Origin of the sequence: Microcoleus sp. BM001215392 (assembly GCF_036700185.1) — a bacterium.
Lineage (GTDB): Bacteria > Cyanobacteriota > Cyanobacteriia > Cyanobacteriales > Microcoleaceae > Microcoleus.
On record NZ_JAUBOJ010000382.1, the window covers coordinates 1 to 7144 of the forward strand.

A 7144-nucleotide genomic window follows, 5' to 3' on the forward strand; every position below is an offset into this window, starting at 1 on the left:
CCCTAGCCCCCCTTAGGTCGGGGGGGACATGAAGGGAGGGGAGTTGAATGGGTGGGTGGATGCGATCGAGGCGATCGCCCACTGGACGCTAATATTTGTATAATAGATAAACTAGGCAAGCGCAAAAAGTGAAAACCTATGTCACAGGCAATCCTTAACCAAATTGTCAATCAGCTTGAAATGCTGGAATTTTTCGAGTTACAGGAACTCGATCGGGCGATCGGGAAATATCTGGCCCAGAAACAGCAAGCTACTCAACCATATCAAAAATCTGCTAAAAAAAGGCAATTATTTCGAGAGTGGGATGCCATTTCTGATGAGGAAGCTGCGCTACTAAAATCTGAGTTTGCTGCCGAAGATTTAGAGTTTACAGAAGTCGTTTTAATTGATTATCTTCCTGGACTTCAGCAACAGGATAAAATCTGATGCTAGGAGATGTTTATTTAGCCGATTTGAATCCTTCTCTCTTGGTCAGAACAAGCAGGAATTAGATTAGTCATTGTTGTACAGCGAGATACATTAGACCGCTTTACTACAACAGTCATCGTAGTTCCCGTAACAAGTAATCTGCGGCGTGGTAAAATACCAGGGACAATTATTTTGCCGACTGGTGAAGGTGGTTTAACACAAGATTCAGTCGTGCTTTGCTATCAAATAGTAGCGGTAGATAGAGAGCGATTAATCAAAAAATTGGGCACTCTTTCAGCAGATTATGTATCAAGATTACAGGTGGCATTGCAGTATACATTGCAAATGGATGAATTTGAGAATGTAGAAGAATAGAATGAGTTGAAGTACGCGCGAGCGAAGCTATCCTTCTTCGTGAATCGCACTTTTTGACTTATTGCAAAAGGGCGATCGGCCTTGTAGTTTATCAAAGCTAAGCAGCCATCGGGCAAAGGCTTAAAGTTGAACAATCAACTTTAATTCTCGGCCGCAGTTCAACTTGAACTAAAGTTTTGAATTCTTCATTTTTGGGAGCTACTAAAAATTCTAATTTGCCGTTGATATAATCATTGATTTCAATAAAATTCACGAGTTCAAAACACATAATACCCACATTGGCATCGGCTATTTTTAATTCAATTTGAACTGATTTTTGAATGATATTTATTCCAAATTTGAGGGTAACACCTAATGAATCTGTCACTTCATAACACCAATAACCATCGGAGGGTTGGGAATCTTTTGGTTCTTCACAAAAAAATTCCAGAAAAGCTAGTTCATCAAATCCACCATGCAAATTAATTTTTGCCATTTTCTTACCTAAGATATTGGGTCATTTTCCATAGATTATAGCACTGAGAAAGCGGCGCGTTCCATCTGGCAGGACTTCCCATGAACTTTGGACTTGGGCGAATTTTCCGGTTCTGCCCGGTAACAGCGAATCTCTAAGCTCTGTATCTATTGTACCCTCTTCTCCTGTAGTGTGGTTTGTATAAATATTAATAAATCGCTCAACAATATTACTTTCTTCTTGTACTGCTAGATCGAGATGAGTTTGAATAAATTGACGTGATTCAGAATCGTCATCAAATCCCAAGCGATTTAGTTGTTGTCTATTTTGTACTGCTCTTTTTGAGTTATGAGCGTCTGGCTTGATGTTGACATTGAATAAGTAATCAAGCTTGCGATCGTTAATGATGCAGGGTGTTTTTGCGTCGGCGGGTCGATCGGATTGTGTCAATGGCTGATTAAAATATAGATTTTGGGAATTGTAAGATTATATCATTTTGGCAGTTTTTTCATCCTACAGCACGATCGCACTCACAGCCCCAAAGAACGATCGACCTTTCCATATCCCCAAAAAGTGAGCACCATGTTTAACTAATGCAAAAGGGGCGATCGCACTTTTTGACTAATTCCAAAAGGACGATCGACCTTTCCATTTCAAAAAGAGCGATCGCCCCACGGGAGAATAACCCCTACATAATTGTCAAGTAAGTATCTACAGATTCGGAGGGTAAAACCTTTAAAGTTTGGTTGCGTAGGTCGGGTTCTAATCCCAAAGCTTCTAAGGGAATTACCCCGATTAAAGCATCTCGTCTTCCTGGCAATTCCAAACATTCAAAAGTGCCTTCTCTACCGCACAGAGATATCTTGGCATCTTGAAAGATTCGTGCTTTGCTGATTCCTGTGGCGGTGGCAACATCGACTTCTTTAAGCAGTTCAAGACCGAGTTGGGCGATCGCCTGTGCGGGCAAGCATAATGTAGTTGCACCCGTGTCTACCAAAACGTTATTTAACGTGATGGAACGTATTTGCTCGGTTGGAATGAATCCTCGTGCAGCAGCAGACTGGTCGGCACGATTGGTAACGGTCAGCGTTGTTAAAACTTTACCCATTGATTTGTCGGAAGTAGCGTACATTGCGATCGAGCCTCCTCCTTCTGGTGTCTCTTAAATTATGGCACATTTGGCATCTAGTACACAGGTCGAGCGATCGCACTTTCCTACAAAAACATTCCGTACAAAAAGAGCGATCGGGCTTCACATCCACAAGAGCGAGATCTCTTCGATATTCCCCAAAAATCGCGCTATCTTCCCACAGCCAAAAATATTTAATAACAAAATTTGATAATTTTTGTTATTATGGGGGTATTAGTTGACTCAAATAGGTGACTTAACATCATGAATATATCCTTAACTCCTGAACTAGAACAGTTTGTTCAATCAACAGTCAAAAACGGTAGGTACTCATCAGCTTCGGAAGTAATTCTGGCTGGGTTACGATTGCTAAAAGAACGGGAAACTTTAGTTGCTTTGAATCCGGTTTCGTCAGAGGGCAAACATAAAGCCCGCTATGATTTCTCGGATTTGATAGGGCGATTAACTTGGCAGGGAGATGCAGTAACAATGCAGAGGAATCTACGGGATGAGTGGTAATCGCTATGTATTGGATACAAATGCGATCGTAGCTTTGCTTCAAGGGAATATTCAACTGGTTGAATTACTGAAAGATGCTGATTGGCTGGGAGTTTCAGTTATCAGCCAAATAGAGTTTCTAGTATTTCCTGGGTTGAGTCAAGACGATCGGCAGATTTTTGAGCAGTTCCTGCAAAGAGTTGAGGTTCTTGGTTTAGGGGCGATGGATGCTGTTTTGATTGATAAAATCGTTTAAATTCGCCAGCAACATCGCTTGAAATTACCGGATGCGGTTATTGCAGCAATGGCAATCCAAAATTCAGCAAGTTTGGTGACGGCCGATCGAGAGTTTGCAAAGGTAATAAGTTTAACAGTAATTAATTGGTAGCGAGAGCCCTTTGTTGAGAAAAAGGAATAAAGGGCTCTCGCACTTTTCGACTTATTCCAAAAGAGAGATCGCAGGTTTGGCATCTGGTATATAGGTCTGGCGATCGCTCTTTTCTGCAAAAACATTCCCTACAAAAAGAGCGATCGCACTGCACAATCGCTAGTCCAACTTGGGCTTGCAATCGACAAAGGATAGAGCTTCTTCATCAAGATAGCCGGCGATTGCCATTTCAATTACAGCCCAAACTGGATAGTTCATGGTTTTAGCGCGAATGGACAGTGCTTCACGAATATTTTTGGGTAATCCTTCGAGAAAGATTTGTGCTAATTCCGGTGACAGATGTTCGGTGATAGCAGGCTGGGTGTGCATAGAATTAGTCCCTCGCTGGAATTTTCACGTTATAGGGTGGGTTAACAGCTTGAATGATGAGGCTTTCTAACTCTGATGATAGCTGAATCCATTGAGTAAAATCTAGTTGGTAAAAGGCGATGCGGATGTCTGTAGCTTTCAACTCTTCAATGAATGCCCAAAGTAAAGCTTTGTGGCCACCGCGAAAGCGATCGCGGAGTGTTCTGGTTTTGCCAATGTAGAGGATTCCAATAGTGCGATGTTTGACAGCGTAGATACCAGCCCTCATCGGAAGTTCGCGAAATTCTTTGGAAAGGGCAATACAATCCTGAAAGGGAATGGATGCAAGACTATGCAGTATGGCTTGGGCTTCTTGCTGGATGGATTCAGGCATAGCAGGGGAAAATTGGCAGTTTTTTCATCCTACAACACGATCGCCCCTGTCCATCCACAAGACCGTGAAGCGGAGCTATCCCTCTTCGTGAATCGCCCTTTCCATATAGCCAAAAATAGCCAAAAATAGATCGCACGTTTTGACTTATTCCAAAAGGGCGATCGGCCTTGGTTGAGAAAGTCGATCGCTCTTAAGAGCAAAAACATTGGGTGCAAAAAGAGCGATCGACCTGCTCTCTAATTCACAAGATAATCACTCAAAGTTTTTAGTAAGCGTTGATGTCGCTCTGATGAAATAGCTCCAATAGAACCGATAATTTGATTGCGAGGAAATACAGCAAGGAAACCTAACCGAATCAACGATTGAGACCGCACCGCCACTAGCAGCAAAGTCTGAGTCAGAGGGGGAAATAATATCGTCAAAACCTGGAACCTGTTGATTTAGTTGGGTACTAACACCACACACTAAAAAATCTCTATAAGGTGGGAGTTCCCTCAGAAGGATGGCTGGACGATTTTTAGTTGTCCCGTCAGCTTGAGGAATTGGGGTGAGAACAACATCAGCTTCCTGCATAGTCAGGATTTGATGTTTTAATTGCGTCGAGCGGGTAATCGTCGTTCTGATTGTAGGCATTGTTTAGTTGATGCCTTGACAACCACAACCAGGCTTCCCGTTCTGCTAATTGTTCCGGGAGGACTGTGATAATGAGTTTTATGTTTGGTTCAAGCTTATAGGGTTCATCTAGCTGAATAGATTGCCCATCAAAATGTGCTGACAAAGAAATAAGCTTCATGGCTTGGATATCTTGAAGGCGAGTGCTTTTACTAAGTTTATCATATTTTGACGGTCTAGGGACACAGGCTTTGACCCGTGTCTCTACCATTAATTTGCTCCATTCCTCAGAAAAACGATCGCCCTTCCTCTAACCAAAAAGCGAGATTCCTCGAACGAGAAAAGCGATCGACCTTTCCATGAAAAAAAGAGCGATCGACCTTTCCCTGCCAAAAAGAACGATCGCCCTTGTCCATCCACAAGACCGTGAAGCGGAGCTATCCCTCTTCGTGAATCGCCCTTTCCATATAGCCAAAAATAGCCAAAAAGCGATCGCACATTTTGACTAATTCCAAAAAGAGCGATCGACCTTTCCATTCAAAAAAGAGCGGGGCGATCGACTTTGCGGGGTGTCACATCCGTCATTTCGGACTCGGGGAGGATTGAGTTTCTCGATCGCTCACATATTGCTCTATCAAGTCGGACAATACCTCACTCATGTTTTTGCCTTCCTTAGCGCAGGCAGCTTTGAACGAGTTCCGCAACTCTTCGGGAACGGAGGTTTTGACTACTGCTAACTTTTGCTTATCGCTCAATTTTCCAACCAAACATTACTTTTAGTCCTATTGTCTCATTTTACTGCCAAAAACTTTTTAGTATGTACGGTCGCAACATACCAAATATGCTATAAATACTTTAGGTACTTAAAGTACCTAAACTTCCAAGCAAAAAGCCAGCGGCTAAGTTCCTAAGCTCTCCGCTGGCTTCTAGTTCCCTCAAACAAAGGAGACTGTAACAATGGTAAAACGTAAAAGCGATCGTTGGGAGCACTCCGATGCTTATCGACAAGCATTGGACGACTTTGGCATCACTCAGTTACTGTCGCGCATCGACAACTACCGCGATGGCGACTTTGATGCAATGCCGATGGCTTTACAAAAACAAGAGGTAGAAAGTATCGCCAACATACTGATCGAGCAGCTAATTGCTGATCTCAAAGGTTCTGTGCTTGCCAACTACCTGTATGTTGTCAGAAATCGGAAAATTCACCGCCCTTGGGCAATCGCTCGAATTTTGCCCGGTGCAAAAACCAGCATCATCGCCAGTTTTGTCAACCGTCAAGACGCCGACGATCGCCTGAGAGCTTTGCAGCGGTATATTCCAAATGCAGTTTTCGAGATTGTATTCTGCACTCCTGAAAGCTAACAATTTTTAGTTGCGATCGCCCTTTCTTGAGAAAGAGGGGTAAAGGGCGATCGCACTTTTTGACTTATTCCAAAAGGAAGATCCCCTCGATCGAGAAGAAGGAGTAGAGGGCGATCGCTCATCTGCGCTTACAAGCAAGGCGATCCTGCTATAATTGGCTAAAGTTGCTGATGTTGAGCCAGAGGAGGCAGAGGAATCTGGGCGATGAGCTGCTAATCTCAAGGATGCTATAATAGACAGGAGTTAGGGATGACCTCAATTAGTATGTTTTTATAGGTAAATGAGATGAACGCTAAAGAATTACTCCTTAAGGAAGTAGAAAATATTCCCGAATTTATATTAGAAGAAGTTTGGAATTTCCTGCAATTCCTGAAATTCAAATACAATAAAGATAAGTTAGAAGCAAGCCTGCTCAGTGAATCTTCTTTGGAAAAAGACTGGTTAAAGTTAGAAGAGGATGAAGCATGGCAGAATTTGTAAAAGGTGATGTGATAGTTGTTCCTTTCCCGTTTTCGGATTTAACACAAGCCAAGCGCCGACCGGCTCTAGTCATAGCAACTTTGGCAGGAGACGATCTAATTCTTTGTCAAATTACTAGCCAGAAAATCGCCGATCGCTATGCTATTACCCTTCAAAGTAGTGATTTTAGTGAGGGTGGACTTGAACCTTACTAGCAACATTAGACCTAATCGCTTGTTTACCGCAGATCGAGAAATTATACTTTATAAAGCCGGTCAGCTTAAAATTGAGAAGTTAAACGAGGCGCTCGCTAAGATCGTTGAAATTATTCAGCAGTAATTCTCTATTTTCAAGCGTTCCCTCTGCTTAAAATGCTATTTGACTAGATTGTGTTGTGCGATCGTCTTTTTGGGCTGGAAAGGCCGATCGACAATTTTATTGTAGATTTTTATTTTGCGGCTTTACAGTTAGTAATTGAGATTGATGGGGAGAGTCATTTTACCGAACAAGGGAAACTATATGATGCAGAAAGAACCGGGATTTTAGAGGGGTATGGATTGAAGGTTGTCAGGTTTACGAATGTTGAGGTGTTGCAGAGTTTTGAGGGGGTTTGTGGGGAGTTGTTGGGTTTGATTGAGGGTGATTTTTGAGGCTTCTTCCCCCCTAGCCCCCCTTAGGTCGGGGGGGACATGAAGGGAGGGGAGTTGAATGGGT

18 protein-coding genes are annotated in these 7144 nt (G+C 42.7%); 9 read left to right on the top strand and 9 right to left on the bottom strand.

The annotated features are described in order from the left end of the window. Positions 1 to 138: 138 nt before the first annotated feature. Both QT974_RS28385 and QT974_RS28390 read left to right on the top strand, forming a co-directional pair. Positions 139 to 426 (top strand): hypothetical protein, encoded by a 288-nt coding sequence (locus tag QT974_RS28385; protein ID WP_333471733.1) that lies wholly within the window; start codon positions 139 to 141, stop codon positions 424 to 426. Between the two features lie 30 nt (positions 427 to 456). Continuing rightward, a complete protein-coding gene (locus tag QT974_RS28390) occupies positions 457 to 783 on the top strand; it encodes a type II toxin-antitoxin system PemK/MazF family toxin (RefSeq protein WP_333471749.1) in 327 nt (108 codons plus the stop codon). Between the two features lie 97 nt (positions 784 to 880). Here QT974_RS28390 and QT974_RS28395 read toward each other — a convergent pair whose 3' ends face one another. From QT974_RS28395 to QT974_RS28405, 3 genes are all read right to left on the bottom strand, one after another. Beyond that, complete coding sequence (locus QT974_RS28395) at positions 881 to 1258, bottom strand: hypothetical protein (RefSeq protein ID WP_333471734.1); 378 nt, start codon at positions 1256 to 1258, stop codon at positions 881 to 883. 21 nt (positions 1259 to 1279) lie between these two features. Continuing rightward, positions 1280 to 1687 carry a hypothetical protein gene (locus QT974_RS28400; RefSeq protein ID WP_333471735.1) on the bottom strand — a complete coding sequence of 136 codons (408 nt, stop codon included), beginning with the start codon at positions 1685 to 1687 and terminating at the stop codon, positions 1280 to 1282. A gap of 238 nt (positions 1688 to 1925) precedes the next feature. Beyond that, entirely contained in the window at positions 1926 to 2369 is a 444-nt protein-coding gene (locus QT974_RS28405) for a retroviral-like aspartic protease family protein (RefSeq protein ID WP_333471736.1), read from the bottom strand. 261 nt (positions 2370 to 2630) lie between these two features. Between QT974_RS28405 and QT974_RS28410 the strand changes: the two genes are divergently transcribed. Genes QT974_RS28410 through QT974_RS28420 form a run of 3 tightly spaced genes read left to right on the top strand, consistent with a single transcriptional unit; the run spans position 2631 to position 3252 of the window. Continuing rightward, on the top strand, positions 2631 to 2885 hold the full coding sequence (locus QT974_RS28410) for a type II toxin-antitoxin system ParD family antitoxin (RefSeq protein WP_333471737.1): 255 nt from the start codon (positions 2631 to 2633) through the stop codon (positions 2883 to 2885). Beyond that, a complete protein-coding gene (locus tag QT974_RS28415) occupies positions 2875 to 3120 on the top strand; it encodes a twitching motility protein PilT (RefSeq protein WP_333471738.1) in 246 nt (81 codons plus the stop codon). Before QT974_RS28410 ends, QT974_RS28415 begins: the two co-directional genes overlap by 11 nt. Then, a complete protein-coding gene (locus QT974_RS28420) occupies positions 3121 to 3252 on the top strand; it encodes a PIN domain-containing protein (RefSeq protein WP_333471750.1) in 132 nt (43 codons plus the stop codon). 159 nt (positions 3253 to 3411) lie between these two features. Here QT974_RS28420 and QT974_RS28425 read toward each other — a convergent pair whose 3' ends face one another. From QT974_RS28425 to QT974_RS28445, 5 genes are all read right to left on the bottom strand, one after another. After that, a complete protein-coding gene (locus QT974_RS28425) occupies positions 3412 to 3621 on the bottom strand; it encodes a hypothetical protein (protein ID WP_333471739.1) in 210 nt (69 codons plus the stop codon). A 4-nt stretch (positions 3622 to 3625) separates the two neighbouring features. After that, positions 3626 to 3994, bottom strand: a complete 369-nt coding sequence (locus QT974_RS28430) for a GIY-YIG nuclease family protein (protein WP_333471740.1) — start codon at positions 3992 to 3994, stop codon at positions 3626 to 3628. A gap of 559 nt (positions 3995 to 4553) precedes the next feature. Further along, entirely contained in the window at positions 4554 to 4877 is a 324-nt protein-coding gene (locus tag QT974_RS28435) for a hypothetical protein (protein ID WP_333471741.1), read from the bottom strand. Then, entirely contained in the window at positions 4877 to 5143 is a 267-nt protein-coding gene (locus tag QT974_RS28440) for a hypothetical protein (RefSeq protein WP_333471742.1), read from the bottom strand. The genes QT974_RS28435 and QT974_RS28440 overlap by 1 nt, the downstream gene beginning before the upstream one ends. A gap of 44 nt (positions 5144 to 5187) precedes the next feature. Continuing rightward, a complete protein-coding gene (locus QT974_RS28445) occupies positions 5188 to 5361 on the bottom strand; it encodes a plasmid partition protein ParG (RefSeq protein ID WP_333471743.1) in 174 nt (57 codons plus the stop codon). 202 nt (positions 5362 to 5563) lie between these two features. Between QT974_RS28445 and QT974_RS28450 the strand changes: the two genes are divergently transcribed. Then, entirely contained in the window at positions 5564 to 5971 is a 408-nt protein-coding gene (locus tag QT974_RS28450; RefSeq protein WP_333471744.1) for a hypothetical protein, read from the top strand. Between the two features lie 6 nt (positions 5972 to 5977). Here the strand turns inward: QT974_RS28450 and QT974_RS28455 are convergent, their stop codons facing one another. After that, the gene (locus QT974_RS28455; protein WP_333471745.1) at positions 5978 to 6109 is read right to left on the bottom strand and encodes a hypothetical protein; all 132 of its coding nucleotides are present in this window, start codon (positions 6107 to 6109) and stop codon (positions 5978 to 5980) included. 147 nt (positions 6110 to 6256) lie between these two features. Here QT974_RS28455 and QT974_RS28460 point away from each other — a divergent pair, with 147 nt between their 5' ends. From QT974_RS28460 to QT974_RS28470, 3 genes are all read left to right on the top strand, one after another. Then, positions 6257 to 6451, top strand: coding sequence for a hypothetical protein (locus QT974_RS28460; protein ID WP_333471746.1), 195 nt, complete (start codon positions 6257 to 6259; stop codon positions 6449 to 6451). Next, positions 6436 to 6645 carry a type II toxin-antitoxin system PemK/MazF family toxin gene (locus tag QT974_RS28465; RefSeq protein WP_333471747.1) on the top strand — a complete coding sequence of 70 codons (210 nt, stop codon included), beginning with the start codon at positions 6436 to 6438 and terminating at the stop codon, positions 6643 to 6645. The genes QT974_RS28460 and QT974_RS28465 overlap by 16 nt, the downstream gene beginning before the upstream one ends. A 177-nt stretch (positions 6646 to 6822) precedes the next feature. After that, complete coding sequence (locus QT974_RS28470; protein WP_333471748.1) at positions 6823 to 7080, top strand: endonuclease domain-containing protein; 258 nt, start codon at positions 6823 to 6825, stop codon at positions 7078 to 7080. Positions 7081 to 7144: the final 64 nt, after the last annotated feature.

Excerpts from the sequence above, each read along its gene's own strand:
- QT974_RS28385 (WP_333471733.1), top strand. The coding sequence starts at position 139 with ATGTCACAGGCAATCCTTAACCAAATTGTCAATCAGCTTGAAATGCTG.
- QT974_RS28395 (WP_333471734.1), bottom strand. The coding sequence starts at position 1,258 with ATGGCAAAAATTAATTTGCATGGTGGATTTGATGAACTAGCTTTTCTG.
- QT974_RS28405 (WP_333471736.1), bottom strand. The coding sequence starts at position 2,369 with ATGTACGCTACTTCCGACAAATCAATGGGTAAAGTTTTAACAACGCTG.
- QT974_RS28410 (WP_333471737.1), top strand. The coding sequence starts at position 2,631 with ATGAATATATCCTTAACTCCTGAACTAGAACAGTTTGTTCAATCAACA.
- QT974_RS28415 (WP_333471738.1), top strand. The coding sequence starts at position 2,875 with ATGAGTGGTAATCGCTATGTATTGGATACAAATGCGATCGTAGCTTTG.
- QT974_RS28425 (WP_333471739.1), bottom strand. The coding sequence starts at position 3,621 with ATGCACACCCAGCCTGCTATCACCGAACATCTGTCACCGGAATTAGCA.
- QT974_RS28430 (WP_333471740.1), bottom strand. The coding sequence starts at position 3,994 with ATGCCTGAATCCATCCAGCAAGAAGCCCAAGCCATACTGCATAGTCTT.
- QT974_RS28435 (WP_333471741.1), bottom strand. The coding sequence starts at position 4,877 with ATGGTAGAGACACGGGTCAAAGCCTGTGTCCCTAGACCGTCAAAATAT.
- QT974_RS28440 (WP_333471742.1), bottom strand. The coding sequence starts at position 5,143 with ATGGAAAGGTCGATCGCTCTTTTTGGAATTAGTCAAAATGTGCGATCG.
- QT974_RS28450 (WP_333471744.1), top strand. The coding sequence starts at position 5,564 with ATGGTAAAACGTAAAAGCGATCGTTGGGAGCACTCCGATGCTTATCGA.
- QT974_RS28460 (WP_333471746.1), top strand. The coding sequence starts at position 6,257 with ATGAACGCTAAAGAATTACTCCTTAAGGAAGTAGAAAATATTCCCGAA.
- QT974_RS28465 (WP_333471747.1), top strand. The coding sequence starts at position 6,436 with ATGGCAGAATTTGTAAAAGGTGATGTGATAGTTGTTCCTTTCCCGTTT.